Source organism: Cupriavidus sp. 22TCCZM01-5 (assembly GCF_057798915.1).
Window position 1 is genome coordinate 1 of the sequence record NZ_JBYOJR010000004.1, and the last position, 26,547, is coordinate 26,547.

Here is a 26,547-nt window from a genome sequence, read left to right on the forward strand (position 1 = left end):
ACCGACATCGTGTAATCGCCTTCGGCTGCGCTACGCGCAGAGCCCTGGTCTGAGCACCCAGGCCGCAGGCAAACCGCGCCGCAGCGAAGCAGAGAAACCGAACCGTTGGCACGGGCGACGACGATGCCCGTCGCAGACCGACTAGGACGCGCGCGCAGCGCAGTCGTAGGCGTCCCACCACTGACGCTATTGGAACGCTGTACCCGAGCCCTACATGGGGATCGTACAAGAGCCGGTTATCGCAGGCACTGGTTCTGAATCACTATGCGTAGCTGGCTCGAACGGGCAACCAGGCATCGCGAGACCAAAGCCCTTTGAACACAAGAAGCGCATCGCCGACGAAACAGCGGCGCCTGCCAAGCACGATCCCACCGCTTGAACCATTTTGAACAACTCAAACAACCCACCCCGCGCCGCCGCCCTCGGCGGCGCGCTACCATCAAAAGCTTTGTAAATCCGCTATCCCCCCATGACCTTCGTCGTCACCCACACCTGCATCCAGTGCCGCCATACCGACTGCGTGGAAGTCTGCCCGATGTCGTGCTTCCACGAAGGGCCCAACTTCCTCGCGATCGATCCTGACCAGTGCATCGACTGCTCGATGTGCGTGCCGCTGTGTCCCGTGGGCGCGATCTATTCCGAACATGACCTGCCCGAAGACCAGCGCCATTTCCTGGCCCTCAACGCCGAACTGGCGCGCCGCGCGGACTGGCCGCCGCTGCTGAAGGCGAAGGGGCCGCTGCCCGGTCACGCCGACTGGGCCGGCCATCCGGACAGGCTGTCGCTGCTGATCCGGTAAGCGGCGCGCGCCGCCGATTCAGCGCTTCTGCGCGCGGTATTCGGGAAACGCCTCGGCCAGCGTCAGCACCGTGCCGGTCAGGCTGCCGTCATAGCCCGGCAAGGCATTGACGCGCTCGCGAAAGCTCTCGCTCGTGAGCGCGCCGACGGCATCGGCCAGTGCGGGGCTGGTCAGCTTCTTCTTTTCGATCGCGAAGAAGTAGCGCTCCTTGAGCACCGGCACGAACTCCAGCCCGAAGCGCCGCGCCGCGGTTTCCACGCCAAAGCCCACGTCCGCCATGCCGCTGCCGATATACGCGGCGACCGCCGCATGCGTGAACTCGCCGTTGTTGTAGCCCTCGATCCGTGCCGGATCGATGCCGCGCGCCGCCAGGATCAGGTCCAGCAGCAGCCGCGTGCCGGAGCCGACCTGCCGGTTGACGAAGCGCACTTCGCGCCGCGTCAGGTCTTCCAGTGTCAGCACGCCGAGCGGGTTGCCCATGCGCACGAACAGCCCCTGGCTGCGCACGGCCAGATGGATCAGGCAGTGCGTGTCGGGCTTGAGCCACGTGGTGAAGTGGCGAACCATGCCATGCTCGAACTCGCCGACCGGCACATGGAAACCGGCGATGTCGCAGGCGCCTTCCGCCAGGGCGGCCACGGCTTCCACGCTGCCGCAGTACTTCAGGTCGTGCCGCACCTGCTGCTCGTCGAGGAAATCGCGCAGCGCCGCCACCGCGAAACCATGGCTGGCGTGCAGGCGCACGGCCGGGTCGGTCCGGTCCATCAGCTTCTTCAGTTCGATCTCCAGCTCCGACGCCAGGCTGTCCAGCGTCGGCGACAAGCGCGCGCCAATGCGCTTGCTGGCCCATACCAGCTGCTGCGCCAGCGGCGTCAGGGCACTGCCGCGTCCGCGCGTCTTGTCGATCAGCGGGCCGCCGAACAGCGCCTCGGCATCGCGCAGGATGCCCCACGCATAGCGGTAGGACAGCGACACCGCCTCGGCCGACTGGCTGATGCTGCCGGAGGCCTCGATATGGCCGAGCAGCGCCACCAGGCGCGAAACGTCCAGCGGCTCCGCAGTCGGGCTGTCATCGTCCCGGATCTGCAGGTGAGGGGAGATCGAGATGCGGATCATATGAAAAAAATAGCTTATTGAACCCTGCCGGACAACTACTTATAGTCGCTCCAACGGCCATAAAGCCGTCGTTATACCCCGGTAAATAGGAAAAAAATAGCATATAAACGGTCGCCCCGCCGAGGATGCGGCCCCCACAGGAGACGCCATGCCAGATACCGCTACCCTCGCTACGGCGCCGGCCGACGCAGCCCGCACAGCGGCCATCGCCGCGATCGTGGCGGCCCGCCAGGACATGCCCGGAGCCCTGCTGCCCATCCTGCATGAAATCCAGGATACCCAGGGCTACATCCCGGAGACGGCCGTGCCGGTCATCGCCAAGGCATTGAACCTGTCGCGCGCCGAAGTGCATGGCGTGATCACGTTCTACCACCATTTCCGCCAGCAGCCCGCCGGCCGCCACGTGGTGCAGGTCTGCAGTGCCGAGGCCTGCCAGTCGGTTGGCGCCGAGGCGCTGGCCGAACACGCGAAGCGCGCGCTGGGCTGCGATTTCCATGAAACCACCGCTGACGGCGCGGTCACGCTGGAGCCGGTCTACTGCCTGGGCCAGTGCGCCTGCGGCCCGGCTGTGATGATGGGCGAGCAGCTGCACGGCTACGTCGATGCCAGGCGCTTCGACGTGCTGGTGCGCCAGCTGCGCGACGTCCAGCCCGCCAACGAGGAGGCCCAGGCATGAGCGCCGCCGTCACCACCATCTTCGTCCCGCGCGACTCCACCGCGCTGGCCCTGGGCGCCGACGACGTGGCGCGCGCGATTGCGCGCGAGGCCGCGGCGCGCGGCGAATCCGTGCGCATCGTGCGCAACGGTTCGCGCGGTATGTTCTGGCTCGAGCCGCTGGTCGAGGTGCAGACCGGCGCGGGCCGCGTGGCGTACGGCCCGGTCAGCGCCAGTGATGTGCCGGGGCTGTTCGATGCCGGCCTGCTGCAAGGCGGCGCGCATGCGCTCGCGCACGGCCTGACCGACGAGATCCCCTTCCTCAAGCGCCAGGAACGCCTGACGTTCGCACGCGTCGGCATCACCGATCCGTTGTCGCTGGACGACTACCGGGCGCATGAAGGCTTTGCCGGCCTGGAACGCGCGCTCGCGATGGAACCCGCCGCGATCGTGCAGGAAGTGACCGACTCGGGCCTGCGCGGCCGCGGCGGCGCGGCCTTCCCGACCGGCATCAAGTGGAAGACCGTGTTGGGCGCGAAGTCGGCCGTCAAGTACATCGTCTGCAATGCGGACGAGGGCGATTCGGGCACGTTCTCCGACCGCATGGTGATGGAAGACGATCCGTTCATGCTGATCGAGGGCATGACCATCGCCGGCCTCGCCGTGGGCGCGGAGCAGGGCTATATCTACTGCCGTTCCGAATACCCGCATGCGATCGCCGTGCTCAATGCCGCCATCGCCATCGCTACCGCTGGCGGCTGGCTGGGCGATGACATCCGCGGCAGCGGCAAGCGTTTTCACCTTGAAGTGCGCAAGGGCGCCGGCGCCTACGTATGCGGCGAGGAAACCGCGCTGCTCGAAAGCCTGGAAGGCAAGCGCGGCGTGGTGCGCGCCAAGCCGCCGCTGCCCGCGCTCGAAGGCCTGTTCGGCAAGCCCACGGTCATCAACAACGTGATCTCGCTGGCCACGGTGCCCGTAATCCTCGCGCGTGGCGCGCAGTACTACCGCGACTTCGGCATGGGCCGTTCGCGCGGCACGCTGCCGTTCCAGCTGGCCGGCAATATCCGCCACGGCGGCCTGGTCGAGAAGGCGTTCGGCATCACGCTGCGCGAACTGCTCCACGACTACGGCGGCGGCACGCGCAGCGGCCGCGCCGTGCGCGCGGTGCAGGTGGGCGGCCCGCTCGGCGCCTACCTGCCGGAATCGCGCTTCGACGTGCCGATGGACTACGAGGCCTATGCCGCGTTCGGCGGCGTGGTCGGCCACGGCGGCATCGTGGTGTTCGACGAGACCGTCGACATGGCGAAGCAGGCGCGCTACGCGATGGAGTTCTGCGCGGTCGAGTCGTGCGGCAAGTGCACGCCGTGCCGGATCGGCTCCACGCGCGGCGTCGAAGTCATGGACCGGATCATCGCCGGCAACGAACCCCGGGAACGTGTCATGCGGCACATCAAGCTCGTGCGCGACCTGTGCGACACCATGCTCAACGGCTCGCTCTGCGCCATGGGCGGCATGACGCCGTACCCCGTGCTGTCCGCGCTCAATGAATTCCCCGAGGACTTCGGCCTCGCCCCCAACCCAGCCAAGGCGGCATAGGTCCACCTAAGCCGACTAACGAAGAGAACAACGGGAGACAACCATGGATTGCCGCGATGTGATTGACTTCGGCACCCCCGCCAGCGAATCGACCGAGCTGGTCACCCTCGAGATCGACGGTGTCAGCGTCACCGTGCCCGCGGGCACGTCGGTGATGCGCGCCGCGATGGAGGCGCAGGTCAGCGTGCCCAAGCTGTGCGCGACCGACAGCCTGAAGTCCTTCGGCTCGTGCCGCCTGTGCCTGGTGGAGATCGAAGGGCGCCGCGGCTATCCGGCCTCGTGCACCACGCCGGTGGAAGCCGGCATGAAGGTGAAGACGCAAAGCGACAAGCTGTCCGACCTGCGCCGCGGCGTGATGGAGCTGTACATCTCCGACCACCCGCTGGACTGCCTGACCTGCCCGACCAACGGCAACTGCGAGCTGCAGGACATGGCCGGCGAGGTGGGCCTGCGCGAGGTGCGCTACAACGACGGCGGCCCGATCGCGACCCACACCGAGATGAAGAAGGACGAGTCCAATCCTTACTTCACCTACGACCCGTCCAAGTGCATCGTCTGCAACCGCTGCGTGCGCGCGTGCGAGGAAACGCAGGGCACCTTCGCGCTGACGATCTCGGGCCGCGGCTTCGACTCGCGCGTGTCGCCGGGCACCAGCCAGTCGTTCATGGACTCGGACTGCGTGTCGTGCGGCGCCTGCGTGCAGGCCTGCCCGACCGCGACGCTGACCGAGACCTCCGTCATCAAGCTGGGCCAGGCGCCGCGCAGCGTCGTCACCACCTGCGCCTACTGCGGCGTGGGCTGCTCGTTCAAAGCCGAGATGAAGGGCAACGAGGTCGTGCGCATGGTGCCGTACAAGGACGGCAAGGCCAATGAAGGCCACGCCTGCGTCAAGGGCCGCTTCGCCTGGGGCTACGCCACGCACCAGGACCGCATCCTCAAGCCGATGATCCGCGCGAAGATCACCGATCCGTGGCGCGAGGTGTCGTGGGAAGAGGCCATCAACTACGCGGCTTCGGAGTTCAAGCGCATCCAGGCCAGGCATGGCAAGGATTCGATCGGCGGCATCGTGTCGTCGCGCTGCACCAACGAGGAAGGCTACCTGGTCCAGAAGCTCGTGCGCGCCGCGTTCGGCAACAACAACGTCGATACCTGCGCACGAGTCTGCCATTCGCCGACCGGCTACGGCCTGAAGCAGACGCTTGGCGAATCGGCCGGCACGCAGACCTTCAAGTCGGTCGAGAAGTCCGACGTGATCATGGTGATCGGCGCCAACCCGACCGATGGCCACCCGGTGTTCGCATCGCGCATGAAGAAGCGCCTGCGCGCCGGCGCCAAGCTGATCGTGGTGGATCCGCGCAGGATCGACCTGGTTGATTCGCCGCACATCCGCGCCGACTACCACCTGCAGCTGCGTCCGGGTACGAACGTCGCGCTGGTGACGTCGCTGGCCCACGTGATCGTGACCGAAGGCCTGCTGGCCGACGCCTACATCGCCGAGCGCTGCGAGGACCGCGCGTTCCAGCAATGGCGCGACTTTGTCTCGCTGCCCGAGAACTCGCCCGAAGCCATGGCCGAGGTGACCGGCGTGCCGGCCGACCAGCTGCGCGGCGCCGCGCGCCTCTATGCCACCGGCGGCAACGCGGCCATCTTCTACGGCCTGGGCGTCACGGAACATGCGCAGGGCTCCACCACGGTGATGGGCATCGCCAACCTCGCCATGGCGACCGGCAATGTCGGCCGCGAAGGCGTGGGCGTGAACCCGCTGCGCGGCCAGAACAACGTGCAGGGCTCGTGCGACATGGGTTCGTTCCCGCACGAACTGCCGGGCTACCGCCACGTGTCGGACTCGACCGTGCGCGGGCTGTTCGAATCGGCGTGGAATGTCCAGATCAGCCCCGAGCCGGGCCTGCGCATCCCGAACATGTTCGAGGCCGCGCTCGGCGGCAGCTTCATGGGCCTGTACTGCCAGGGCGAGGACATCGTCCAGTCCGACCCGAACACCCAGCACGTGTCCGAGGCGCTGTCGTCGATGGAATGCATCGTGGTGCAGGACATCTTCCTGAACGAGACCGCCAAGTACGCGCACGTGTTCCTGCCGGGCTCGTCGTTCCTGGAAAAGGACGGCACCTTCACCAATGCCGAGCGCCGCATCTCGCGCGTGCGCAAGGTGATGCCGCCCAAGGCCGGCTACGCTGACTGGGAAGCGACCATCCTCCTGGCCAACGCGCTCGGCTATCCGATGCACTACAAGCATCCGTCCGAAATCATGGACGAGATTGCCCGCCTGACGCCGACGTTCTCGGGTGTCAGCTACAAGCGGCTGGACGAACTGGGCAGCATCCAGTGGCCTTGCAACGAGCAGGCGCCGGAAGGCACGCCGACCATGCACATCGACCAGTTCGTGCGCGGCAAGGGCAAGTTCATCATCACCAAGTACGTGCCGACCACGGAGAAGATCACGCGCGCCTATCCGCTGATCCTGACCACGGGCCGCATCCTGTCGCAGTACAACGTGGGCGCGCAGACGCGGCGCACCGAGAACGTCCAGTGGCATGACGAGGACCGGCTCGAAATCCATCCGCACGATGCCGAGGAACGCGGCGTCAAGGACGGTGACTGGGTCGGCGTGCAGAGCCGGGCAGGGGAGACCGTGCTGCGCGCGATCGTCAGCGAGCGCATGCAGCCGGGCGTGGTCTACACCACCTTTCACTTCCCGGAATCCGGCGCCAACGTCATTACCACCGACAACTCCGACTGGGCCACCAACTGCCCCGAGTACAAGGTGACCGCGGTGCAGGTGATGCCGGTGGCGCAGCCGTCGGCGTGGCAGAAGGAGTACCAGGCGTTCAACGCGCAGCAGCTGCAGCTGCTCGAAGCCGCCAGTGCCGACCCGGCCCAGGCCGCGGCAGGCTGACAGGAGGATCGCATCATGATGCGCTGCCTGAATGCGCCGGAACTCGAACCGGCGCTGCAAGCGGACGGTGAGCCGGCCACGCACACCACCTTCGCCGTGAGCCGCTGGCGCAACGGCGAACACGCGCTGAGCCCGGACGAGCTGGCCGAAGAGGTGCCCGTTGCGCTGGAATACAACGGCATCTCGCACGCGGTGATGCTGGCCACGCCGGCGGACCTGGAAGACTTTGCGCTCGGCTTCAGCCTGAGCGAGGGCATTGTCTCCAGTCCGCGCGATGTGTACGACATCGAGGTCGAGCCGCGCGAGCACGGCATCGCGGTGCGGCTGGAGATCGCGTCGGAAGCCTTCATGGGCCTGAAGGAGCGGCGCCGTTCGCTGGCGGGCCGCACGGGCTGCGGCCTGTGCGGTACCGAATCGCTGGAGCAGGTGATGCGCATGCCGGCGCCGGTGAAAAGCGAAGCCAGCTTCCATACCGAACTGATCCAGGCCGCGTTCGTGCAGCTTCAGCTGCGCCAGGCGCTGCAGCGCGAGACCGGCGCCACGCATGCGGCGGCGTGGCTGCGTGCCGACGGCCATGTCGCGATGGTGCGCGAGGACGTGGGGCGCCACAACGCGCTCGATAAACTCGCCGGCGCGCTGGCGCGCAGCGGCGAGGACATCGCCACCGGCGCCGTGCTCGTGACCAGCCGCGCCAGCTATGAAATGGTGCTCAAGGCCGCGTCCATCGGCGCCGGCGTGCTGGCCGCCGTCTCGGCGCCCACGGCGCTGGCCGTGCGGCTGGCCGAGCAGGCCAACATCACGCTGGCCGGCTTCGTCCGCGCCAGCGGCCACGTGGTCTACACCCATCCCCAACGCCTGCAACACGAAGCGAGCCTGGCATGAAGATCGACAACCTGATTACGATGGCCAACCAGATCGGCAGTTTCTTTGAAGCGATGCCGGACCGGGAGGAGGCGCTGGCCGACATCGCCGGACACATCAAGCGGTTCTGGGAGCCGCGCATGCGCAGGGCCTTGCTGGGCCATGTGGATGCGGATGCCGGCGCCGGACTGCTGGGGATTGTCCAGGAGGCGGTGGGCAGGCATCGGGGCGTGCTGGAGTGAGGCGTTCGGGTATGGCCTGACCAGGTGCCCGGCATGGCAGGCACCTAGTCATCCGCATCGCGCGACGCCGTCTCCCTTTCCCGTCTTGCTGCCCGACGCCGCTCGGCATCCACCATCGCCTGCAGGCACGCCTCGGGCCCCCCATGCACGAGCCTGGCCGGGCAGGCCAGCATCAGGTTCTTCGGCAGCCCGAAGTCCTCGACCAGATACCCCTGCGCATCCCGGGCACGTCCGCGCGCATCGACGCCCGCGGTCGCGCGCTCGCGCAGCGACCCGTGTTCCCCGTAGTAGCCCCACACCGGCTTCTGCAGCGCCACGGCGAAGCCGACTTCGAAGGCCGTGCCCGAGTCCGGTTCGCCAGGCCCGCGGAAATCCCCGAGGTTGGCCATGACCCGGTCGGCACGGCGGATCAGCGCGATATTGGCGTCGTAGATCCAGCGAGCGGTGTCCGGCCCGGACAAGCCGGCGGGCGCCGCCTTGTCGAGCGGATACAGCCCTTCGAAGCCATACCGGGCGCATAGCGCCTTGAGTTGCTCTCCCCATTCCAGGGCATCCTCGCGGAACACATCGAATCCGGCCAGGTAGAGGGTCGTCATAGGGGTCTTCATGGCAAGGCGCGCAGGCGCAACGGTTGTTCAGGACGGCTGCCAGCATAGCGCAGCGCGCGTGCCGCTGGCCGGCAGGACCGGCAAGCCTGCGCTACCATTGCCGTTCCGTTTTTCGCCCGATTTCCATCCGCTCCCATGTCCGCAATCCAGATCCTCCAGGTGGGCCCGCTGACGCCGCCGACCAACCTTGCGCTGCAGGAGCGCTTCGGCGCTGCCGCGCTGTGGCAACAGGCCGATCCGCTGGCCTGGGCGCGCGAGCAGGGTGGCGAGGTGCGCGTCGTGGTGACCTCCGCCCGGCATGGCTGCAGCGCCGCGCTGATCGCCGCGCTCCCGCGCCTGGAGGCCATCGTCAGCTTCGGAGTCGGCTACGACTCGATCGCGCTCGACGCGGCCCGCGCCCGCGGCATCCAGGTCAGCAATACGCCCGAGGTGCTCAATGACTGCGTGGCCGACCTGGCCATTGGCCTGCTGATCGACGCGGCGCGCGGCATTGCCCACGGCGACCGCTTCGTGCGCGCGCAACGCTGGCCGCAGGGCGGCTTTGCGCTGACCACGCGGGTATCGGGCAAGAAGCTGGGCATCCTGGGCCTGGGCCGCATCGGCGAGATCGTCGCACGCCGCGCGGGCGGCTTCGACATGGAGATCGCGTACCACAACCGCCGTCCGCGCGAAGGCGCGCCGTGGCGCTTCGAGCCTGACCTGAAGGCGCTGGCGGCATGGTCCGACTTCCTCGTGGTGGCCTGCGTGGGCGGCCCCGAAACCGAGGGCCTGGTCTCGCGCGGGATCATCGAGGCGCTGGGGCCCAAGGGTATCCTCGTCAATGTCTCGCGCGGCAGCGTGATCGACGAGGCGGCAATGGTGGAGGCACTGGCCGACGGCCGGCTCGGCGGCGCGGGCCTCGACGTGTTCCGCGACGAGCCCAATGTCCCGCCGGCGCTGCTGGCGCTCGACAATGTCGTGCTGGCGCCGCACATGGCCAGCGGCACGCATGAAACGCGCGCTGCCATGACCGCGCTGACGCTCGAGAACCTGGAGGCGTTCCTGGCCACCGGCAAGGTCCTCAATCCGGTCCTGTAACACCTGCCGACCCGCGCCCTATACTGGGAAACACCGGTCGCCGGACCAGTGTCAGGAGGCAATATGGGACGCAAGTATATTGATTGCCGCGAGTTTCCGAGCGAGGCCAACTGCACGGTCGCCCTCAGCGCCGACAGCGAAGACGAACTGCTCGAAGCCGCGGTCCAGCATGCCGTGGCTGTGCACCAGCACCAGGACACCCCTGAGTTGCGCGCGCAGTTGAAGACCCTGTTCAAGGACGGCGCACCGCCGGCCTGAACCGTGTTGGCGCGCCGGCACCGGCGCGCCATCTCCCCTCCTGTCCCCTTTGTGCGGCATTCGCCGCCCGTGATATCCGCCTTGTGCCTGGGTCAATACCCATGCGGGCAGTCATGGCGCATCATTGACGCTTCGCTATATACAGCCTTATATTGCGCCTGAGAGTACGCTCAAGCCTATCCGCGCACACGCGCTTCCAGGACTTCCATGCAGACCTCCCGCTCCGCTCGCACGCCGGGCCCGGCTTTCCGGCGCCGTGCCGTTCATTTCGCCAGCGCCGCGCTGGCCGCCCTGGCGCTGGCCGCACCGCCCGCCTTCGGCGCCGACCTGGTGGTATCGGCGGCCGCGAGCCTGACCAATGCGTTCAAGACGCTGGCCGAGTCGTTCGAGAAGGCGCACCCGGACACCAAGGTAATCCTGAACTTCGGTGCGTCGGACGTGCTGATGCAGCAGATCATCAAGGGCGCGCCCGCCGACGTGTTCGCCTCGGCCGACCAGGAAGCCATGAACAAGGCCGAGGCCGAGAAGGTGGTGGTCCCGGCCACGCGCCGCGACTTCGCCGCCAACCAGGTCGTGCTGATCGTGCCCAGCGACAGCAAGCTCCATATCGGCGCGCTGCAGGACCTGACCAGGCCCGAGGTGAAACGCATTGCCTTCGGCAACCCGGCCTCGGTGCCGGTCGGCCGCTACACCAAGGGCGCGCTCGAAGCCGCCGGCCTGTGGGACGCCGTCTCGGCCAAGGGCGTGCCCGCGCAGAACGTGCGCCAGAGCCTGGACTATGTCGCGCGTGGGGAGGTCGAAGCGGGCTTTGTCTTCGCTACCGACGCGGCGGTCATGCCGGACAAGGTCAAGGTGGCCGTGCGCGTGCCCAGCCGCACGCCAGTGACCTACCCCATCGCCTTGACCAGCCTGACCAGGCAGAACACGCAGGCTACCGCCTTCGTGAGCTACGTGCTGTCGGCCGAAGGCCAGGCGATCCTGGCGCGCTACGGCTTCCAGAAGCCCTGATCCGGACCGGCACATACCATGAACGCTGTCTGGGTGCCGCTGCTGCTGTCGCTGAAGGTCGCGGGCTGGGCCACCGCGATCAACGCCGTGCTGGGCGTAGCCGCGGCCTATGCGCTGGCGCGCTGGCGCTCTCCGGCACGCGACGTGGTCGACGCGGTGCTGACGCTGCCGCTGGTGCTGCCGCCCACGGTGCTCGGCTACTACCTGCTGGTGCTGGTGGGCCGGCGCGGGGTGTTCGGCGAATGGCTCGGCACGCTCGGCATCGAACTGGTGTTCACATGGCAGGGGGCGGTGCTGGCCTCGACCATCGTCGCCTTTCCGCTGGTGCTGAAATCGGCGCGCGCCGCGTTTGAAGGCGTGGACCACCAGCTGGAAAACGCCGCGCGCGTGCTCGGCGTGCCGGAAGCGGGGATCTTCTTCCGCGTCACGCTGCCGCTGGCCGCGCGCGGCATCTTCGCCGGCGTGCTGCTGGCCTTTGCGCGCGCGCTCGGCGAGTTCGGCGCCACGCTGATGGTCGCCGGCAACCTGCCGGGGCGCACACAGACCCTTTCCGTCGCCATCTACGAGGCCGTGCAAGCCGGCGACGACAACACCGCCAACCTGCTGGTGCTGGTCACCTCGGTCACCTGCATCGCGATACTGGTGGTGGCGGGGCGGCTGGTTCCCGCCACGGCGCGCAACCCGGCCGAAATCTACGAGCGCGGACGCCTGCGGCGCACGCGCACGGCGCAGTGAGGCAGCCATGAGCATGCAGGTCAGCATTCGCAAGCGCATGGTCTCGGCCGACCGTCATTTCGAGCTGGACATCAGCTTCGATTCGGACAGCCGCCGCATCGCGCTGTTCGGCCCTTCCGGCGCCGGCAAGAGCCTGACGCTGCGCGCCATCGCCGGGTTGCTGATGCCGGATTCCGGGCGCATCGTGCTCAACGGCCGCACGCTGTTCGATGCCGAGGCCGGCATCAACGTGCGCCCGCAGGAACGCCGCGTCGCCTACCTGTTCCAGGAGTACGCGTTGTTCCCGCACCTGACCGTGGAGCAGAACATCGCCTTCGGCCTCGCCAGGGGCTGGCGCAATCCGCGCCGCGGCGCCATGCACCCGGAGACCGAACGCTGGATCCACGCTTTCGGCCTGCGCGAGATCCTCGGCAATTATCCCGCCGAGATCTCCGGCGGCCAGAAGCAGCGCGTCGCGCTGGCGCGCGCGCTGGTGGCAAAGCCCGATATCGTGCTGCTCGACGAACCGTTCTCGGCACTCGACCCCGCGCTGCGCCTGCGCATGCGCGAAGAGCTGCGCGCGTTGCAGGCCAGTCTGGACGTGCCGATGCTGGTCATCTCGCACGACCCGGCCGACGTGGAAGCGCTCGGCGAGCACGTGCTGGAGATCCGCGAAGGCCGGATCTTTGGCGGCGGTACCGCGCGCCGCCACCCGCCCGTCTACGCCCCGCTACCGGCCAGCGTGGTCTGAGCCGTGCGCAGCAGGTCGACATAGGCGCCCTCCAGCAGGGCGCCGGCTTCGACCCCCAGCTGGTCCAGCAGGCCGTGCGCTTCCGCGACGCCGTCGGCCACGCTCTCGTCATCGGCCAGCACCACCTCAAGCTCCAGGAACTCGCCGAGTTCTTCCACGCGGTCCAGGTGAATGCGCGTGCGGCCCGCCAGGTACAGCGTGCGTACCTTGCGCACGCGTCCCGCTTCGCCGTGGGCGGCCGCCAGCGCGGCACGCAGCGTATCGGGCGATGCCGTCGGGGAAAGGAGGTAGAAGCTCTCCTTGGGACCGGCCTGATCGGGGCGCGCGTAGAAGATCAGCTCGCCGCGACCGGCGCTGAACGCCCTGAGCTTCAGCCGGCCGTTGGGGCACGGGAAGAAGGTGTCGTCCTGCTCGATCCGTTCCGGTCCGCTGCTTGCCAGCGCCGCGACACGCGGCTCGATGGCGTCGATGCTGTCCAGGCGCGCCTTGATTTCGATATTTCTTGCCATGGGTACCTGCCTTGTTGTGCGTGTTCAGCCCAGCAGCAGCTTCGCCGCGATTGCCCACATGGTGACGCCGATCACCACCTCCAGCACTTGCCATGCGCGCGGCCGCGCGAACACCGGCCTCAGCAGCGCGGCGCCATAGCCCAGCGCGAAGAAGAACAGGAACGACGCCGTCACCGCGCCCGCGGCGAACTGCGTCTCGCGGCCGTGGAACTGCGTGGAGACCGAACCGATCAGCATCACCGTGTCGAGGTACACGTGCGGATTGAGCCAGGTAAATGCCAGGCAGACGCCGAGCGTCCCCAGCAGCGGCCGGGGCTCGGCATTGCTCGGATCGAGCACCGCCGACGACCGCATTGCCGCAAGGAAGCTGCGCGCGCCATACCAGACCAGGAAAGCCGCGCCGCCATAGCGCATGGCCGCGCCAAGCCACGGAAGCTGCCGGATCATGACCGCAAAGCCCGACACGCCAGCCAGGATCAGCAGGGCATCGGACAAGGCGCAGATGAGGCAGACCCAGAACACGTGCTCGCGGCGCAGTCCCTGGCGCAGCACGAAGGCATTCTGGGAACCGATCGCAAGGATCAGGGAAAGACCGAGGGAAAAACCGGCCAGCGAGGCGTCCATGTGCGGGAAGGTCGGGTCTTGCGAGGAAGCCCGACATTATGGACGACCCGCACGCGCTGCGCTGCCTGCCTACGCCACCACGCCCAGGATGACGCTGGACGCCTTGAATATCGCCAGCGCACGCACGCCCGCCGCAAGTCCGAGGGCCTGCACGCTCTCATTGGTGACGATGGCCGCCACGCTGCCGCCGCCATCCAGGTCCAGCACGATCTCCGCATTGACGGCGCCGGGCACGACGCGCGACACCACGCCGGGCAGCTGGTTGCGCGCGGACAGGCGCAAGCCGGGGTCCGGCAGCCCGATGAGGACCGACGACGCCTTGATCAGCGCAAACGCTTCCACACCCGGTTTCAGCTCCAGCGTCTCGACGCTCTCATGCGTGATCGTGGACACGATGGCCTGCCCGCCGGGCAAGGCCAGCACCACCTCGTCGTTGACGGCGCCGCCGCGGATGCTGTCGACCTTGCCGAACAGCTTGTTGCGCGCACTCGTGCGGATCATGAAACGCCTCATCACGTTAAGGTCTTCAGCCGCGCTATCGCCCAGGCGGCCAAGGTGGGCGACGAAGCGCCGGTGTTCTTCCTCGAGCGCCCGATAGGTGCGGATCAGCTGTTCGGCGCGCTCGGTGAGGCGCGTGCCGCCGCCACCCTTGCCGCCCGCGGCGCGCACCACGAGCGGTTCGCCGGCGCTGTTGTTCATGGCGTCGATGGCGTCCCAGGCGGCCTTGTAGCTGATGCCCACGGCGCGCGCCGCCGCCGTGATCGAGCCCTGTTCGCCGATGGCGGCCAGTAGCGCGATGCGATCCTTGCCGCCCCAGTCGTGTGAGCCGGAGCGGAACCAGATGGCCCCCTGGAGTTCAAGCATGGCGTGGATGGCGCCGCCCTGCGAAGGCGGCGCGGCAGAGTCGGAATGCGGTTATGGTAATCGCTTTGCGCCGTCGGCCGGGGACTCCGGCTCCTGATGCGCGGGGATATACCAGTGCATGCGCCCGCCGGCGAAATACTGCCGGTCCAACTGGCGCAGCAGGCTCCATGCCATGAAACGGTCGACCTCCAGGTCCACCCAGGCCCACGGGCGCTCGGGATCGCCTTCACGGACGATCTCCACGGAGTTGACCGGTACATGCTGCGCGAGCATGTCGCGCAGCATCGCTTCGGTGACGTTGCGGCGCAGGCCGCGGATCAGGATCTGCATGGCTTGCGTGGCCGTGCAACGCGACGCGCGCCGCGCGCTCGGGCGTTTGCGCACTCCCAGGCGATGGAATCGGCGTTGGCCACGCCGACGATCAGCACGCGCGCGGGCCGCCGGCGCGGCGCTTGCCGCCAGCCGCCGGGTTGCTTGCCTCCGGACGTGCCACGCGCGCGCGTCCGTTGCCGGTCGTTGCAGCCGGAGCCACTGGCAACTCGGCGGACTGGGCCCCGCCGTGCGCGTGGTCGGTGCCCAGCACGTCGGCCACTTCACGGTAGTGCGCCAGGCGCTCGCCCTCCAGCGGCGCGCTCACGGTCAGCACGCGATGCGCGGCCACCATCAGCCTGCGGCGCTCGTCCTGCTCCGGCACCAGCAGCGGCAGCGCGTTCAGCGCGCGCTGACGGTCAAGCTGCACGATGAAGGTCTGCTGCCGCACCAGCGACTTGAACTCGGCCAGCGTCAGGCGGCCGCGCCCCTCCGGCTGCTCGCGCGCCATCTGGCGCAGCAGGTTGAACGGGCGTTCCTCGATCGCGGCATTGGCGTCCGCGACGTAGGCCAGCACGCGAACGAAGGCTTCGCGCATGCCGCCCTGCTCGATGGCAGCCTGGGCATCCTGCAGGCGCCGCTGCGCCAGCTCCTTGCGCAGCTGCACCGTCACCGGCGATTCCAGGTTGACGGGTGCCTGCGCCGTCATGCCCACCAGCGCCGCCATCATCGGTGACTGGTATATCGCTTCGAATACCTGTTCGTACCATGCATCGCGCACATCGCGATACTGGTCGAGCGCGGTAGTGATCTGCGCCGACACCGCACGCTCCATGGTCAGGAACGGGTTGTCCTGCGAGACGGCATGGCGGTGCTCGCGCACCATCGGCGCCAGTGCGCCGATCCAGGCCATCCACGGATTGGCGTCGGTGGCCGCCGAGCGCTCCAGGCGCGACGGGTGGACAGCGCGCGAAGCCTCCGCGCCAAGCTCGCTCGATGCCGCGCGCACCAGCGGCGAAGCGAAGGTGTCGTAGAGGTGCTGGTTGACTTGGGACACGCGGCGCACGACTTCGAACGCGCGCTCGTCCTCGCGGCCATCGTCGAGCGCGAGGATGTCGGCGATCTTGCGGCGCTCGAAGCGCACCAGATAGCGCCCCTCGATCAGGTTGCGGTGCGGGGTGCCGGGCGCGATGTCCTCGATCTTCGCCTCGTACAGTCCCGGCGGCAGCACGTCGATGAGATCCAGCGCGCAGAACAGTTCGCTGTGCTCGCGGTTGGCCACGCCCGCGGACACGAAGATGCCCAGGTGCCCCACCGTCGGATGCAGGCAGTACACGATGACCTGGTCGTTGGCGACCAGCTCCTCGTCGGTGGCGTACAGGTCGGGAATCCAGTTCAGCGCCTGCTGCGGCGGCGTGATGTTGTCCCCCCATGACGCGAACACGATCACCGGCGAGCGGATATTGCGCAGGTCCACCACGGTCTTGCCATCGGCGCTGCGCACCTGGCCCGCGGTCAGGCGGTTGCCGACGAACAGGTTCTGCACGATCCAGTCGATCTCTTCCCGGTTCATCAGGAAGTGTCCGCCCCACCAGCGCTCGAACTCCAGGAAGCGCGGGCCTTCCGTATCGGCCTTGGCGTAGACGTTGTAGAGCTTGCCCCAGAGCGTGTTGGAAGGATTGAGCTGCTCGAAGTTCTGCACCAGCCAGGCGCCGTCGAAGTGCCCGTTGCCGAGGTCGGCCGTCAGCGAGGCCAGCCACGACCCGCCGAGCAGGCCGCCGCTGTAGCGCATCGGGTTGGTGCCGCGCTTGCCGGACCAGTACGCCAGCGGCGCGCCCGCCACCAGCAGCGGGCCGACGGCGGGTGCCACCGCCGCGAGGATCATCAGCGCCCAGCCGGCCTGGCAGTTGCCGACCACGAATGGCTTGCCCGGCGCATCGGGATGGCGTTCCTTGATGATCTGCAGGAAGCCGGCCTCGGCCCGCGCGACGGCTTCGATGGTCTGGCCCGGGCACGGATCGCGGAAGAACGTGATGAAGTAGCACGGATGCCCGGTGCGCAGCGCGATGCCGATCTCGCTGTCGGCCTTGAAGCCGCCGATGCCGGGGCCGTGCCCGGCGCGCGGGTCGATCACGACAAACGGGCGCTTGGCCGGGTCGGTCGGCATGTCGGCCGGCGGGATGATGCGCAGCAGCGCATAGTTGACCGGCTCGGGCTGCGTGCGCGCGTCGGCGAGCATCTCGTAGTCGAACACGAGCACCGGCGGCATGCCTTCGCGCTCATGTTCGGAGGATTCGTTGCCGCGCTGGCGCAGGATGTCGAGCAGCAGGACCGAGCGTTGCCAGGCATCGACTCCGTATTCGAGCGCGGCCCACGGCCATGCCGCGAATGGGGCAAGGGCGCCGAACTGCGCCAGTGGGCCGGTGGTCGCTTCCGTGGTTCCAGGCTGTGCGGACCCGAGAATGGTCGGGCCGGAGGCGTTGCTAGCGGGCATTCCACGTTCCCTGGTTGGCATCGGGTGTGTGCGCCACGCATGCCGGGTCAGCCATCCGGGCCTGCCCTGACGTGACGCATTGTGCTTTGCAGCAAAAACAAGCCTACCAGCGTGCCATGTCCATGGCAACCGCACCTATGTGGCCGACCGCGTGCAGACAGCGGCGATCGCGCGGCTCGAGGCGCTGATCCCGCTCGCGCCGCTGCACCGGCCGCACAATCTCACGGCGCTGAGTACGGCGAGGATGATGCGGCAGAGGGGTTAGGCGCTCCGGGGCCTTGGGGATGATGCCTGGCGCCGCCCGCCAGGCATGGCAAGCCCCCGGCCGGCTACGCCAGGTAATGATGCCTGAGGGCCTCCACATCCACCCCCAACCCCTCGGAGAGATACCGTCCCATATCGCCATACCCCGCTTCGATTGCCTGAATCGAAGCTTCCATATAACTGGCCCGCACCTCCAGCAATGGCATCATGACTTCCGGCCGGATCCCGAACTGCGCGATGCGCTCCAGCGCCTGCGTGTTGAACCGCGCATTGCGCTGGTTGGATTCGAGGTAGTTGGCGAGGATATCGTCCTGCCCCACGCCAAGCGCCGAGAGCAGCAGCAGTGACGCAAAGCCCGTGCGGTCCTTGCCCGCGGTGCAGTGGTACAGCAGCGTCTTGCCCGCCTGGGCATTGCGCATGAAATCGCCAAAGACCTGCCGGTAGCGCACCGGAAAGTCGCGATAGACGCCGAGCATGAATGCATCCACGTCTTCAGGCGTGCTTTCGCGCAGGCGCGGCATCAGCACATCCATGGCCATGCTGCCTTCGAGCACCGGCATGGCGATCCAGTTGAAGCGCTGGCCGAACGGGGCTTCGTCCGCCGACTTTTCGCCGGGCGAGCGAAAGTCCACCACGGCGTCCAGCCCCAGCCCCTGCAGCCGGTCGATGTCGGCCCCGCAGGCAAGTGCCGGATTGCCGCTGCGGTACAGGCGGCCATGCCGTACGCGACGGCCGCCGGCACCGGCAAGGCCGCCGAGGTCGCGCGCGTTGCTGACGGTTTCGAGTTGCAGTTCGCTCCCATTCGCGGCGGGCCCGAAGGGCACCGCCATATGCAGGCCCGGCGCGTGCAATGCACGCATGCCTGGGGCCCAGGCCAACCATTGGCTGATCATTTGTCGTCCTCTTGTCTGTCTTCTGTGGCGCGATCGGTTCGCGCCAGCGCCGCACGCAATGCCGCGGCGTCGACGCCGGCCCGCAGGCCTCGTACCAGAACCTTTATGTTCGACTCCCAATTATCCCAGATCGCTCCGGCGCCTGCGTCACCTGCCAGTTTGACGCATTGCGGCGAACCTCAGGGCAGGCCGCACTGGCTGGTTGCATGCGCGTTTAGTAGGGTCCTGCCGAAGCAGCGGTCCCGCCAAACGTGACGCCAGGCTGCTTGCTGGCACAATACCCGGCATGAAAAGTCTCTGGTCCGTCTTTGTCAAACTGGTGGTGCTCGCCGTGGTCGGCGGCGCGCTGCTTGCCACGGTTGCCGTGCTGGTGGCCAATCGCCAGCTGCCATCGCTCGATGCGCTCAACGCGTTCCGCAGCACGCCTGACTATGTGCCGTTACGCGAGTTTCCGCGCGACCTGGCCGATGCGGTGGTTGCCATCGAGGATGAGCGCTTCTACCTGCATGACGGCATCGACTACGTCGGCGTCATGCGCGCGGGCGTGGCCAATCTCTCTGACGAGCTGTCACAGGGCGCGTCCACCATCACCATGCAGGTCGCGCGCAACTTCTTCCTGTCGCGCGAAAAGACCTATACGCGCAAGCTCTACGAGGTGCTGCTGTCGTACCGGATCGAGCATGCGATGAGCAAGGACGAGATCCTTGAGCTGTACATGAACAAGATCTACCTTGGGCAGGGCGCATATGGGTTTGGCGATGCGGCGCGGGTTTATTTCGGGAAGTCTCTCGGCCAGCTGACGCTGGCCGAGTGCGCCATGCTTGCGGGCCTGCCCAAGGCCCCCTCGGCCAACAACCCGGTGGTCAACCCGCGGCGGGCGCGGCAGCGGCAGGCTTATATCCTGCATCGGATGCTGGAGCTGGGGAAGATTTCGAGGGGCGAATATGACGCGGCGTTGCTGGAACCCATGAGGCTGAAATAGGGGCCCGGCAACGCCGGCACGCCGGCAAGATGCGGTACCCGTCTACCGCTTCAACGCCTGCAATCCCGCCGCAATGTCATTCGCGGCCGCGGACAGGATCTCCCGGTAAGCGGCCACGACCCCCTCGACCTCGCCGGGCGCGGCCAGATCCGACTGCGTACGTCCGCTCACGACTTTCCCATCCGGCAGCCGCCGCACGGTCCAGTTGATGGTCGCCCCGGCCCGCTGGCCGATATCGGCGTCCAGCCGCACCACTTCGGTAGTGATCCGGTACACCGGCGACACATCGGCCAGCCCCTGCTGGTAGGTATCCACCGCGCCCAGGCTGGCCTGCAGCTGCTGCGACAGCGCATCGCGCATCTCGTCGGGCAGCGGCGACGACCAGCGCGACAGGTCCAGCAGCCTGAGCCCGGCTTCATTGCCATTGCGGCTGTCCCGCACCACGAGCTGCGGCCGGTTCAGGCGTTCGGGCACGCGCACGGGCGCCACCTCGATCCACAGTGGATCTGTGTTGGTCGCCGGTGTTGCCGCGCTGGCGACAGCGGCGGCCGGCCCTTGTGCGAGCGTGTAGTAGCGGGGCTCCGGCGAGGCGCAGCCCGCCAGCACCGTGGCGGCGGCCAGCGCGGCCAGCGCACAGGCGCGCGTGGCATGGGTCCGATTCATCATTCCTTCTCCGGCTTGCCGCGCAGCAGCGCTTCGGGGTGGCGTTCGAGATAGTCGGTCAGCGTGCGCAGCGACGTCGCGGTGCGGGTCAGCTCCTGCACCATGCGGCGCGCATCCTGCTGCAGCGGCGCGTCGGAAGCCAGCGTGCCGTTGGCGGTCGACAGCGTCTTGCGCGCGTCCTGCAGTGCGGCCAGCACCTGTGGCGCGACATCGCCGTTGAGCTGCTTGACGAGCTCGTCGGCGCTCGCGAGCGTGCCGTTGAGCGCGGCCACCGACTTGCGCAGGTCCTCGCCGATCTGGTCGAACGGCACCTTGTCGATGCGGTTGACGATGTCGCCTACCTGCGCCTGCAGCTGGTCGAACGTGCCCGGCGTGGTGGCGAATTCGGGAATCGGCGCGTTCAGGTCGACGTTCGCCGGTGGCGCCTTCGGGAAGAAGTCCAGCGCCACGTAGAGCTGGCCGGTCAGCAGGTTGCCGGTGCGCAGCTGCGCGCGCATGCCGCGCTTGAGCAGCCCGGCGATGATCTCGTGGCGGCGGGTCGGGTCCTGCACGTCGCGTTCGCGGAAGCCCATGCGCGACGGGTACAGCTCCACCACCACCGGCATGCGGAACGCCTTCTTGTCGCGCTGGAACTCGATGCCGATGGAGCGCACCTGGCCCACGATGACGCCGCGGAAGTCCACCGGTGCGCCCGGCGCGAGCCCGCGCACGGACTGGTCAAAGTTGAGTACCGCCAGGGTCGGCGCCAGCTCCTCGGGCTCCTTCATGGCCTCGACCTGGTCGGCGGCGAGCAGGAACTGCGTGTTTTCCGCGGCGGGGGCCGTCGCGCTGGTGCCTTCGGGCGCCTGGAAGGCCACGCCGCCGAGCAGCACGGTGACCAGTGATTGCGTCGACAGCTTCAGGCCCGACGCATCGAGCTTGAGGTCGACACCGCTGGCGTGCCAGAAACGCGTGTCGGCATTCACCAGCTTGTCATAGGGCTTGTTGACGAACACGCGCAGGGTGATGTCGCGCCCCCCGTTCGGATCGAGCTGGAACGCCACCACCTGGCCCACCTGGACGCGCCGGTAGTAGACCGGCGAGCCGATGTCGAGCGAACCCAGGTCCGACGCGCGCAGCACGAACTGCTTGCCCGACGAGTCGGATGTCACGACGGGCGGCGCCTCCAGGCCCTTGAACTCGCGCCTGCTCTCGTTGGACTTGCCCGCGTCCACGCCGATGTAGGCACCGGAGAGCAGCGTTTCCAGCCCCGATATGCCGCCGATGGCAAAGCGCGGCCGCACTACCCAGAAGCGCGTGTCGGCCACGGCGAAGTTCTCGGCGTCCTTGGTCAGCTCGATCTTGGCCAGCACGTGCGAGCGGTCAGGCGCGAGCCGCACCGATTTCACCAGGCCGATGTCCACGTCCTTGTAGCGCACGGCAGTCTTGCCCGGCGTCAGGCCTTCGGCCGAGCGGAAGGTCACGGTGATCTCGGGCCCGCGCGAGGCCAGCGTGTGGACCAGCAGCGAAACGCCGACCACGGCCGCGACGATCGGGATCAGCCAGACCAGCGACGGCAGCCAGCGCGCGCGGCGGCGGCGCTCGGGTTGCGGCAGCCCCGGCGGCGAGGGGGGAGTGTTGTCAGTCTCGGGCATCTTGTTGTTCCAGCGAGTCCCATAGCAGGCGCGGGTCGAAGCTCAGCGACGCGAGCATGGTCAGCACCACGACCGAGGCAAAGGCCAGCGCGCCGCCGCCGGGAATGATGGTGGCCAGCGCCCCGGCCCGCACCAGCGAGGCCAGCAGCGCCACCACGAATATGTCGAGCATGGACCATCGGCCGATCACCTCGATCAGGCCATACAGCCTGGTCCGCTGCCGCAGGCGCCAGGTCGAGCGCATATGCACGGAGACCAGCAGCAGCGTGAGGATCAGCATCTTCAGCAGCGGCACGATGATGCTGGCGATCAGCACGATCCCCGCGAGCAGGTGCGAGCCCGACAGCCACAGGTAGATCACGCCGGACAGGATGGTGTCCTGCTGCGTGCCGAGGATGGACTGCGTCACCATCACCGGCAGCAGGTTGGCGGGAATATAAAGTATGTAGGCCGACAGCAGGAACGCCCAGGTACGGGCCACGCTGTCGGGCTTGCGGTGGTGCAGCGTGGCGCCGCAGCGCGGGCAGGGCTGGCCTTCGAGCGAACGGGGGCTGACCAGGTCGCAGGCATGGCAAGACAGCAGCCCCAGCCGTGTGGCCGTGGTCACCTGTGGCAGCGGCGTGCGCTCGTCGTCGTCGGTGATTTCCTGCACTACGCTGCTGGCGAACTTGCGCGAGCGCTGGAGCTGCTCCCGCGCGCCCGCGAGGCGCGGCACCGGACGGCGCGGCGGCTGCGTATCGCTCATCGGCGGGCTCCGTCCGTGGCCTTGGCCTGCGCCTCTTGCGGCGATTCCAGGAAATGCCACAGGTCGCGCGGATCGAACGACAGCATGGCCGCCAGCACCACCACCAGCGCGCCGAACGACCACAGCGCGATGCCGGGCAGCACCTGGGCCATGCTCGACAGCTTTACCAGCGTGACCAGCACGCCGATCATGAACACTTCGATCATGCCCCACGGCCGGGTCTGGCGGATGCCGCGCACGACGCGGTCAAAGCCGGCAGGCATGCGGCGGGCCGCCATGGGCACCAGCAGGTAGGCCATCATCAGCATTTCCGAAAGCGGGAACAGGATGGTGGTGGCGAACACCAGCGCGGCCACCAGCGCCATGTTGTCGGCATATAGCGCCTGCACGGCGCCGAGCAGCGTGGTTTGCGTGCGCACGCCTTTCAGGTCCATCTCGACGATCGGAAAGGCGTTGGAGACCAGGAACAGGATCAGCGCGGTGATGACCAGCGGCAGCAGGTGCCGGTAGGCGCGCGCGCTTTCGCGGTACAGCTCGCCGCCGCAGCGCAGGCAGAGCGCGCGTTCGCCCGGGGCCAGTTCCGCGCGCTGGTACACGGCGTCGCAGTATTCGCAGGCGACCAGTCCGTGCAGGGTGCCAGCGTCCAATGGCGTGCCGGTGTCACCGTGTGCCATGCGTCGCGCTCAGCCGGGCCGCTTGCCCGGCGCGACAGCCGGTGCGTCGGGGTTGTCGACCAGCGCGGGCGCGGGGCTGGGCGCGGGCGCCGGCGCCATGGCTTGCGCGCGCTGCACGGCTTCGATCTGCGAGCCGATGGTCCAGTCGCGCAGCAGGGCGTAGGCCACCGCGAGCAGGGTCGGGCCGATGAATACACCCAGGAAACCGAAGGCCAGTGCGCCGCCGAGCACGCCCATCATGATCCAGATAAGCGGCATGCCCGTGCCCTTGCTGATCAGCAGGGGCTTGATGATGTTGTCGGCCATGCCGACCACGGCTACGCCCCATACCACCAGGAAGATCGCCCAGCCCGTGGCGCCAGCGTGATAGAGCCACAGCGCGGCAGGCAGCCAGATCAGCGGCGGCCCGACCGGGATCACCGACAGGAAGAACGTGACGAAGCCCAGGATGGCAGCCCCCGGCACGCCCGCGATCCACAGGCCGATCCCTTGCAGCACTGCCTGGATGAACGCCGTGCCGAGCACGCCGTAGACCACGCCCTTGACCGTGCTGCCGGCCAGCGCGAGCAGGTGGTCGGCGCGCTCGCCGGCAATGCGGCGCATGCCCGCGCGCAGCCAGTCGACCGCGTATTCGCCGCCGGTGTAGAAGAAGAACGCGAGGATGATCGACAGCGCGAGCTGCCCCAGTCCGGCGCCGACCGACAGCCCGGCGCCGAGCAGCGCATGGCCGACCGGCGCGATCAGCTTGCGCAGGTTGGCCATCATGTCGGAGTCGGCGTGGAACAACCCCTGCCACGACGTCTGCAGATAGCTGCCCACATAGGGCAGGCTGCTGAGCCAGTCGGGCAACTGCGGAACGCCCTGGTCCATGTAGCGGTCGACCAGGCCGGAGAGTTCATCGATATGCGCGGCAAAGCTGGCGCCCGCATAGACAAAGGGGCCGAGCACGATCACCGTGGCCAGCACCACGCAGATCAGCGCTGCCAGGCCGCGCCGGTTGCCGAGCCAGCGCGCCAGCACCGTATAGGGGTACCACGAACTGAATGCCAGGATGGCGCCCCACAGCAGCGCCGTCGTGAACGGTGCCAGAACCAGCAACGAGCCGCCGATCAGCACGACCAGCGCGAATACGGCGGCGATCTTTTCAATCAGTTGGCCGGAACTCATGACTTCTCCAATTCCGCCGGAGTGACGGAAACGGCGTAAATATAGCCTACGTCGGTCCCCCCGGCGGCGAGAGGGCCATTTCGGGGGCCGGTGCAGGCACTCGTGCGGGCATAGCCGAGGGAACAACCCACAGTGCCACACCTGTATGACATGCGCCAGCACCGCATGGAAAGCATGAAAGCGCAAACGGGCGCCGTAGCGCCCGTTGCCGTGCGCAAAGAACTGGCTGGTCAGGACGTGGCGCTCATCACGCCGTCCTTGAGCAGCGCTGCCACCAGGTCCGACTGCGTCACCATGCCGACCACGCGGTGGTGGTCGTCGATGACGGGCGCGTGGTGCAGGCCGCCGTCGCTGAACGCCTGCGCCAGTTCCACCATGGGCTGCTCGGGGCGCGCGGTGACCACGGCGCGCGTCATCAGGTCGCGCACGGTGCCGGCCAGGCGGCGCGCACCGGTGTCGCGCTGAGCGGAGAAGAAGTCGCTCTGGGTGACGATGCCCAGCAGCTTGCGGTGCTCGTCGACCACCGGCAGCGCCTTGATGCGGTGCCGCTTCAGCAGGTGCGAGGCCTCGGTGGCGGGCCGCTCGGCGCGCACCGTCACGACGTCGCGCGACATGATGTCGGAGCACAGCACGTTGCCGAAGCGGCGCCGGTACGCGCGCAGTTGCGCCGCCACCAGGATCGCTTCGAGATCGTCTTCTTCGATATCGAGGAACTCGCCGCGCGCCTGCAGCGCATCGTGCAGGTCGGCGCGCGTGAAGCCGACGCGCTGTCCGGGCGGAAGATCGCTGGTGTGGTGCTGCACCGGCGGCTCGGGCGGGCGGTGCGGATAGCGCCGCTGCGACAGGTTGTTGAAGGCCAGTGCCATCAGCAACAGCAGCATGGAATTGAACAGCACCGGAACGACCACGAAGCCGAAGCCCAGCGCACTGACCGCAGGTCCGCCAAACACAGCAGTGATCGCCACCGCGCCGCTGGGCGGGTGCACGCAACGGAACTGGAACATCACCGCGATGGCGACCGCCACCGCGGTGGCCGCGGCCAGGCCGGGGTCGGGAATCCAGCGCGCGCAGGCCACGCCGATCAGCGCGGCGAACAGGTTGCCGCCGATGATCGACCAGGGCTGTGCGAGTGGACTCGAAGGCACTGCGAACAGCAGCACCGCCGAAGCACCCATCGGCGCGACAAACCATGGGTTGAAGCCGCCCAGGGTCTGGTGGCTGATCCACTCGGTGCAAAACAGGCCCAGCAGCGCGCCGAGGCAACTCTTGATGCGCTCGAGACGGCTGGCCGATACCGGCAAGGGGACGAAAGTGCGCAGCCAGGCACGGGTGGTATGTGCAAGTGCAGCGACGGCGGGGGCGGAAGGCATTCGGGAACGGGGGCGCGTTGGAATGGTCGGCGTAATATATCACGGGGTGATATATTTGGCGGCCTTTGGGGTGGAAAGCACCGACACCATGTCCATGCGGCTGATCGGCATTGTCTCGCTGCGCGACCTGCTGCGGCCGAGCGGGCAGGTCTTCCATGAGGAGTTCAGCCGCGAGCGCCTGCGCGGCGTCGCGACCGGCAAGCTGAGCGCTACGCGCTGAAGCGCTAAAGCTTGTAGGTCGACAGCAGGATGCTGGTCTCCGTCGCGCTGATGCCGTCGATCAGCCGGATCCGGTCCAGCGTGCGGTCGAACGCTTCGAGCGAATCGGCGCGCAGCTCCGCAATGATGTCCCAGCGGCCGTTGGTGGTGTGCAGCGCCTGCACATTCGGCTCGCCGCGCAAGGCCTGCAGCACGGTGCGGGCCTTGTTGCCTTCCACCGCCACCGTCATCCACGCGCGGATGCGGTGCGGCTCGGCCTCCGGCCGCAGCCGCACGGTATAGCCGACGATCAGTCCTTCCTTCTCCAGTTTGTCGATACGGTTCTGCACGGTCGCGCGCGACACGCGCAGCGCCTGCGCGAGCGCCGTGACCGGCGTGCGGGCGTTGTCGCGCAGCAGCGAGAGCAGTTGGTGGTCAATGGCGTCCATGGGGCGGGTTGGCGCTTTGTTGTTTTGTCCTGGCGATTTGTACATTCAACAGCGCAGATTGTGCAAGTTGCTGGCTATTAGTTAACACCGGCCTGCACCAGAATGCAATC

The 26,547-nt window shown here is 67.9% G+C and carries 28 protein-coding genes; 13 read left to right on the plus strand and 15 right to left on the minus strand.

The window, feature by feature from the left end; all coding sequences use genetic code 11:
• Nucleotides 1–469: 469 nt before the first annotated feature.
• Nucleotides 470–799, plus strand: coding sequence for a ferredoxin FdxA (fdxA, locus tag AC3FNH_RS05005; protein ID WP_488719259.1), 330 nt, complete (start codon nucleotides 470–472; stop codon nucleotides 797–799).
• 18 nt (nucleotides 800–817) lie between these two features.
• On the opposite strand, the gene AC3FNH_RS05010 is transcribed toward fdxA, so the two are convergent.
• A complete protein-coding gene (locus tag AC3FNH_RS05010; RefSeq protein ID WP_276099624.1) occupies nucleotides 818–1,915 on the minus strand; it encodes a substrate-binding domain-containing protein in 1,098 nt (365 codons plus the stop codon).
• Nucleotides 1,916–2,063: 148 nt separating this feature from the next.
• On the opposite strand from AC3FNH_RS05010, the gene AC3FNH_RS05015 reads away from it, so the two are divergent.
• The 5 genes from AC3FNH_RS05015 to AC3FNH_RS05035 are packed head-to-tail and all read left to right on the plus strand — an operon-like array spanning nucleotide 2,064 to nucleotide 8,182.
• Complete coding sequence (locus tag AC3FNH_RS05015) at nucleotides 2,064–2,591, plus strand: formate dehydrogenase subunit gamma (protein WP_488719260.1); 528 nt, start codon at nucleotides 2,064–2,066, stop codon at nucleotides 2,589–2,591.
• Nucleotides 2,588–4,165: a formate dehydrogenase beta subunit gene (locus tag AC3FNH_RS05020; RefSeq protein ID WP_488719261.1), complete on the plus strand. Its 1,578-nt coding sequence runs from the start codon at nucleotides 2,588–2,590 to the stop codon at nucleotides 4,163–4,165. The genes AC3FNH_RS05015 and AC3FNH_RS05020 overlap by 4 nt, the downstream gene beginning before the upstream one ends.
• Before the next feature lie 43 nt (nucleotides 4,166–4,208).
• Nucleotides 4,209–7,079, plus strand: coding sequence for a formate dehydrogenase subunit alpha (fdhF, locus tag AC3FNH_RS05025; protein ID WP_488719262.1), 2,871 nt, complete (start codon nucleotides 4,209–4,211; stop codon nucleotides 7,077–7,079).
• Between the two features lie 15 nt (nucleotides 7,080–7,094).
• On the plus strand, nucleotides 7,095–7,961 hold the full coding sequence (fdhD, locus tag AC3FNH_RS05030) for a formate dehydrogenase accessory sulfurtransferase FdhD (protein ID WP_488719263.1): 867 nt from the start codon (nucleotides 7,095–7,097) through the stop codon (nucleotides 7,959–7,961).
• Nucleotides 7,958–8,182, plus strand: coding sequence for a formate dehydrogenase subunit delta (locus AC3FNH_RS05035; RefSeq protein ID WP_276099629.1), 225 nt, complete (start codon nucleotides 7,958–7,960; stop codon nucleotides 8,180–8,182). Before fdhD ends, AC3FNH_RS05035 begins: the two co-directional genes overlap by 4 nt.
• A 44-nt stretch (nucleotides 8,183–8,226) precedes the next feature.
• Here the strand turns inward: AC3FNH_RS05035 and AC3FNH_RS05040 are convergent, their stop codons facing one another.
• Nucleotides 8,227–8,778: a nucleoside 2-deoxyribosyltransferase gene (locus AC3FNH_RS05040; RefSeq protein WP_488719264.1), complete on the minus strand. Its 552-nt coding sequence runs from the start codon at nucleotides 8,776–8,778 to the stop codon at nucleotides 8,227–8,229.
• Between the two features lie 147 nt (nucleotides 8,779–8,925).
• Between AC3FNH_RS05040 and AC3FNH_RS05045 the strand changes: the two genes are divergently transcribed.
• From AC3FNH_RS05045 to AC3FNH_RS05065, 5 genes are all read left to right on the plus strand, one after another.
• Complete coding sequence (locus tag AC3FNH_RS05045; protein WP_276099631.1) at nucleotides 8,926–9,867, plus strand: 2-hydroxyacid dehydrogenase; 942 nt, start codon at nucleotides 8,926–8,928, stop codon at nucleotides 9,865–9,867.
• Nucleotides 9,868–9,930: 63 nt separating this feature from the next.
• Nucleotides 9,931–10,125 (plus strand): DUF1059 domain-containing protein, encoded by a 195-nt coding sequence (locus tag AC3FNH_RS05050; RefSeq protein ID WP_276099632.1) that lies wholly within the window; start codon nucleotides 9,931–9,933, stop codon nucleotides 10,123–10,125.
• A 207-nt stretch (nucleotides 10,126–10,332) separates the two neighbouring features.
• Nucleotides 10,333–11,133, plus strand: coding sequence for a molybdate ABC transporter substrate-binding protein (gene modA, locus AC3FNH_RS05055; protein ID WP_488719265.1), 801 nt, complete (start codon nucleotides 10,333–10,335; stop codon nucleotides 11,131–11,133).
• An 18-nt stretch (nucleotides 11,134–11,151) separates the two neighbouring features.
• Nucleotides 11,152–11,868 carry a molybdate ABC transporter permease subunit gene (gene modB, locus AC3FNH_RS05060; RefSeq protein ID WP_488719266.1) on the plus strand — a complete coding sequence of 239 codons (717 nt, stop codon included), beginning with the start codon at nucleotides 11,152–11,154 and terminating at the stop codon, nucleotides 11,866–11,868.
• Nucleotides 11,869–11,875: 7 nt separating this feature from the next.
• Nucleotides 11,876–12,598 (plus strand): ATP-binding cassette domain-containing protein, encoded by a 723-nt coding sequence (locus AC3FNH_RS05065; protein WP_276099635.1) that lies wholly within the window; start codon nucleotides 11,876–11,878, stop codon nucleotides 12,596–12,598.
• Here AC3FNH_RS05065 and AC3FNH_RS05070 read toward each other — a convergent pair.
• From AC3FNH_RS05070 to AC3FNH_RS05095, 6 genes are all read right to left on the minus strand, one after another.
• Nucleotides 12,568–13,107, minus strand: a complete 540-nt coding sequence (locus tag AC3FNH_RS05070; RefSeq protein ID WP_488719267.1) for a class IV adenylate cyclase — start codon at nucleotides 13,105–13,107, stop codon at nucleotides 12,568–12,570. The genes AC3FNH_RS05065 and AC3FNH_RS05070 overlap by 31 nt on opposite strands.
• Nucleotides 13,108–13,131: 24 nt before the next feature.
• On the minus strand, nucleotides 13,132–13,731 hold the full coding sequence (locus AC3FNH_RS05075) for a LysE/ArgO family amino acid transporter (RefSeq protein WP_488719268.1): 600 nt from the start codon (nucleotides 13,729–13,731) through the stop codon (nucleotides 13,132–13,134).
• Between the two features lie 69 nt (nucleotides 13,732–13,800).
• Nucleotides 13,801–14,595, minus strand: coding sequence for a TOBE domain-containing protein (locus AC3FNH_RS05080; protein WP_276099638.1), 795 nt, complete (start codon nucleotides 14,593–14,595; stop codon nucleotides 13,801–13,803).
• Between the two features lie 51 nt (nucleotides 14,596–14,646).
• Nucleotides 14,647–14,925: an RNA recognition motif domain-containing protein gene (locus AC3FNH_RS05085; RefSeq protein WP_276099639.1), complete on the minus strand. Its 279-nt coding sequence runs from the start codon at nucleotides 14,923–14,925 to the stop codon at nucleotides 14,647–14,649.
• Between the two features lie 91 nt (nucleotides 14,926–15,016).
• Nucleotides 15,017–17,398 carry a DUF3141 domain-containing protein gene (locus AC3FNH_RS05090; protein WP_488719269.1) on the minus strand — a complete coding sequence of 794 codons (2,382 nt, stop codon included), beginning with the start codon at nucleotides 17,396–17,398 and terminating at the stop codon, nucleotides 15,017–15,019.
• A 329-nt stretch (nucleotides 17,399–17,727) separates the two neighbouring features.
• A complete protein-coding gene (locus AC3FNH_RS05095) occupies nucleotides 17,728–18,522 on the minus strand; it encodes a tyrosine-protein phosphatase (RefSeq protein WP_488719270.1) in 795 nt (264 codons plus the stop codon).
• A gap of 319 nt (nucleotides 18,523–18,841) precedes the next feature.
• Between AC3FNH_RS05095 and AC3FNH_RS05100 the strand changes: the two genes are divergently transcribed.
• Complete coding sequence (locus AC3FNH_RS05100; protein ID WP_488719271.1) at nucleotides 18,842–19,537, plus strand: transglycosylase domain-containing protein; 696 nt, start codon at nucleotides 18,842–18,844, stop codon at nucleotides 19,535–19,537.
• Between the two features lie 42 nt (nucleotides 19,538–19,579).
• On the opposite strand, the gene AC3FNH_RS05105 is transcribed toward AC3FNH_RS05100, so the two are convergent.
• From AC3FNH_RS05105 to AC3FNH_RS05130, 6 genes are all read right to left on the minus strand, one after another.
• Nucleotides 19,580–20,203, minus strand: a complete 624-nt coding sequence (locus AC3FNH_RS05105; RefSeq protein ID WP_276099642.1) for a PqiC family protein — start codon at nucleotides 20,201–20,203, stop codon at nucleotides 19,580–19,582.
• A complete protein-coding gene (locus AC3FNH_RS05110; RefSeq protein WP_488719272.1) occupies nucleotides 20,200–21,834 on the minus strand; it encodes a PqiB family protein in 1,635 nt (544 codons plus the stop codon). The genes AC3FNH_RS05105 and AC3FNH_RS05110 overlap by 4 nt, the downstream gene beginning before the upstream one ends.
• Nucleotides 21,821–22,579, minus strand: coding sequence for a paraquat-inducible protein A (locus tag AC3FNH_RS05115; protein WP_488719273.1), 759 nt, complete (start codon nucleotides 22,577–22,579; stop codon nucleotides 21,821–21,823). The genes AC3FNH_RS05110 and AC3FNH_RS05115 overlap by 14 nt, the downstream gene beginning before the upstream one ends.
• Nucleotides 22,576–23,253: a paraquat-inducible protein A gene (locus AC3FNH_RS05120; protein ID WP_488719274.1), complete on the minus strand. Its 678-nt coding sequence runs from the start codon at nucleotides 23,251–23,253 to the stop codon at nucleotides 22,576–22,578. The genes AC3FNH_RS05115 and AC3FNH_RS05120 overlap by 4 nt, the downstream gene beginning before the upstream one ends.
• 9 nt (nucleotides 23,254–23,262) lie before the next feature.
• Nucleotides 23,263–24,420 carry an AI-2E family transporter gene (locus AC3FNH_RS05125; protein WP_276099646.1) on the minus strand — a complete coding sequence of 386 codons (1,158 nt, stop codon included), beginning with the start codon at nucleotides 24,418–24,420 and terminating at the stop codon, nucleotides 23,263–23,265.
• 230 nt (nucleotides 24,421–24,650) lie between these two features.
• A complete protein-coding gene (locus AC3FNH_RS05130) occupies nucleotides 24,651–25,790 on the minus strand; it encodes an HPP family protein (protein ID WP_488719275.1) in 1,140 nt (379 codons plus the stop codon).
• Between the two features lie 88 nt (nucleotides 25,791–25,878).
• Here AC3FNH_RS05130 and AC3FNH_RS05135 point away from each other — a divergent pair, with 88 nt between their 5' ends.
• Nucleotides 25,879–26,010, plus strand: a complete 132-nt coding sequence (locus tag AC3FNH_RS05135; RefSeq protein WP_488719276.1) for a hypothetical protein — start codon at nucleotides 25,879–25,881, stop codon at nucleotides 26,008–26,010.
• Between the two features lie 4 nt (nucleotides 26,011–26,014).
• Here AC3FNH_RS05135 and AC3FNH_RS05140 read toward each other — a convergent pair whose 3' ends face one another.
• Entirely contained in the window at nucleotides 26,015–26,437 is a 423-nt protein-coding gene (locus AC3FNH_RS05140; protein WP_276099648.1) for an Lrp/AsnC family transcriptional regulator, read from the minus strand.
• Nucleotides 26,438–26,547 lie beyond the last annotated feature (110 nt).

Coding starts and splice junctions, on each gene's coding strand:
- fdxA (WP_488719259.1), top strand. CDS start 470: ATGACCTTCGTCGTCACCCACACCTGCATCCAGTGCCGCCATACCGAC.
- AC3FNH_RS05010 (WP_276099624.1), bottom strand. CDS start 1,915: ATGATCCGCATCTCGATCTCCCCTCACCTGCAGATCCGGGACGATGAC.
- AC3FNH_RS05015 (WP_488719260.1), top strand. CDS start 2,064: ATGCCAGATACCGCTACCCTCGCTACGGCGCCGGCCGACGCAGCCCGC.
- AC3FNH_RS05020 (WP_488719261.1), top strand. CDS start 2,588: ATGAGCGCCGCCGTCACCACCATCTTCGTCCCGCGCGACTCCACCGCG.
- fdhF (WP_488719262.1), top strand. CDS start 4,209: ATGGATTGCCGCGATGTGATTGACTTCGGCACCCCCGCCAGCGAATCG.
- fdhD (WP_488719263.1), top strand. CDS start 7,095: ATGATGCGCTGCCTGAATGCGCCGGAACTCGAACCGGCGCTGCAAGCG.
- AC3FNH_RS05035 (WP_276099629.1), top strand. CDS start 7,958: ATGAAGATCGACAACCTGATTACGATGGCCAACCAGATCGGCAGTTTC.
- AC3FNH_RS05040 (WP_488719264.1), bottom strand. CDS start 8,778: ATGACGACCCTCTACCTGGCCGGATTCGATGTGTTCCGCGAGGATGCC.
- AC3FNH_RS05045 (WP_276099631.1), top strand. CDS start 8,926: ATGTCCGCAATCCAGATCCTCCAGGTGGGCCCGCTGACGCCGCCGACC.
- AC3FNH_RS05050 (WP_276099632.1), top strand. CDS start 9,931: ATGGGACGCAAGTATATTGATTGCCGCGAGTTTCCGAGCGAGGCCAAC.
- modA (WP_488719265.1), top strand. CDS start 10,333: ATGCAGACCTCCCGCTCCGCTCGCACGCCGGGCCCGGCTTTCCGGCGC.
- modB (WP_488719266.1), top strand. CDS start 11,152: ATGAACGCTGTCTGGGTGCCGCTGCTGCTGTCGCTGAAGGTCGCGGGC.
- AC3FNH_RS05065 (WP_276099635.1), top strand. CDS start 11,876: ATGAGCATGCAGGTCAGCATTCGCAAGCGCATGGTCTCGGCCGACCGT.
- AC3FNH_RS05070 (WP_488719267.1), bottom strand. CDS start 13,107: ATGGCAAGAAATATCGAAATCAAGGCGCGCCTGGACAGCATCGACGCC.
- AC3FNH_RS05075 (WP_488719268.1), bottom strand. CDS start 13,731: ATGGACGCCTCGCTGGCCGGTTTTTCCCTCGGTCTTTCCCTGATCCTT.
- AC3FNH_RS05080 (WP_276099638.1), bottom strand. CDS start 14,595: ATGCTTGAACTCCAGGGGGCCATCTGGTTCCGCTCCGGCTCACACGAC.
- AC3FNH_RS05085 (WP_276099639.1), bottom strand. CDS start 14,925: ATGCAGATCCTGATCCGCGGCCTGCGCCGCAACGTCACCGAAGCGATG.
- AC3FNH_RS05090 (WP_488719269.1), bottom strand. CDS start 17,398: ATGCCCGCTAGCAACGCCTCCGGCCCGACCATTCTCGGGTCCGCACAG.
- AC3FNH_RS05095 (WP_488719270.1), bottom strand. CDS start 18,522: ATGCGTGCATTGCACGCGCCGGGCCTGCATATGGCGGTGCCCTTCGGG.
- AC3FNH_RS05100 (WP_488719271.1), top strand. CDS start 18,842: ATGAAAAGTCTCTGGTCCGTCTTTGTCAAACTGGTGGTGCTCGCCGTG.
- AC3FNH_RS05105 (WP_276099642.1), bottom strand. CDS start 20,203: ATGATGAATCGGACCCATGCCACGCGCGCCTGTGCGCTGGCCGCGCTG.
- AC3FNH_RS05110 (WP_488719272.1), bottom strand. CDS start 21,834: ATGCCCGAGACTGACAACACTCCCCCCTCGCCGCCGGGGCTGCCGCAA.
- AC3FNH_RS05115 (WP_488719273.1), bottom strand. CDS start 22,579: ATGAGCGATACGCAGCCGCCGCGCCGTCCGGTGCCGCGCCTCGCGGGC.
- AC3FNH_RS05120 (WP_488719274.1), bottom strand. CDS start 23,253: ATGGCACACGGTGACACCGGCACGCCATTGGACGCTGGCACCCTGCAC.
- AC3FNH_RS05125 (WP_276099646.1), bottom strand. CDS start 24,420: ATGAGTTCCGGCCAACTGATTGAAAAGATCGCCGCCGTATTCGCGCTG.
- AC3FNH_RS05130 (WP_488719275.1), bottom strand. CDS start 25,790: ATGCCTTCCGCCCCCGCCGTCGCTGCACTTGCACATACCACCCGTGCC.
- AC3FNH_RS05135 (WP_488719276.1), top strand. CDS start 25,879: ATGTCCATGCGGCTGATCGGCATTGTCTCGCTGCGCGACCTGCTGCGG.
- AC3FNH_RS05140 (WP_276099648.1), bottom strand. CDS start 26,437: ATGGACGCCATTGACCACCAACTGCTCTCGCTGCTGCGCGACAACGCC.